This is a genomic window from Tabrizicola oligotrophica (genome assembly GCF_011008935.1).
GTDB lineage: Bacteria > Pseudomonadota > Alphaproteobacteria > Rhodobacterales > Rhodobacteraceae > Tabrizicola_A > Tabrizicola_A oligotrophica.
Genome location: NZ_JAAIVJ010000048.1, coordinates 1 through 484, shown reverse-complemented (window position 1 = coordinate 484; position 484 = coordinate 1). Strand labels below are relative to the sequence as shown.

Annotated in this window: 1 protein-coding gene; it reads left to right on the top strand. The window is 68.8% G+C overall.

Translation table 11 applies throughout. The annotated features are described in order from the left end of the window. Positions 1–484: DUF7507 domain-containing protein (locus G4Z14_RS18775; protein WP_164628488.1), on the top strand; the 484-nt coding region annotated here is incomplete at both ends.

Below are 484 nucleotides of genomic sequence, written 5' to 3'. Positions count from 1 at the left end.
TCCCGGTCGGCGGCAGCGAGACCTGGACGGCGAGCCATGCGGTCGATCAGGCGATGATCGACGCCGGCGCGGATATCGTGAACACGGCGAGCTTCGAGCCGGCGGAAGCCGAGCCGCAGTCCGACGATGCCACCACCACGATCAGCCAGACTCCGGCCTTCACCATCGAGAAGACGGTGGATCAGGCCAGCCTCTCGGCGCCCGGCACGCTGACCTATACGATCACGGTGGCCAACACCGGCAACGTGACGCTGACGGAGGGCGCGCTGACTGACAGCCTGCCGGTGGACTTCGGCGGTGCGGCGGTGAGCGGGATCTCGATCCCGGTCGGCGGCAGCGAGACCTGGACGGCGAGCCATGCGGTCGATCAGGCGATGATCGACGCCGGCGCGGATATCGTGAACACGGCGAGCTTCGAGCCGGCGGAAGCCGAGCCGCAGTCCGACGACGCCACCACGACGATCAGCCAGACCCCGGGCTTCTC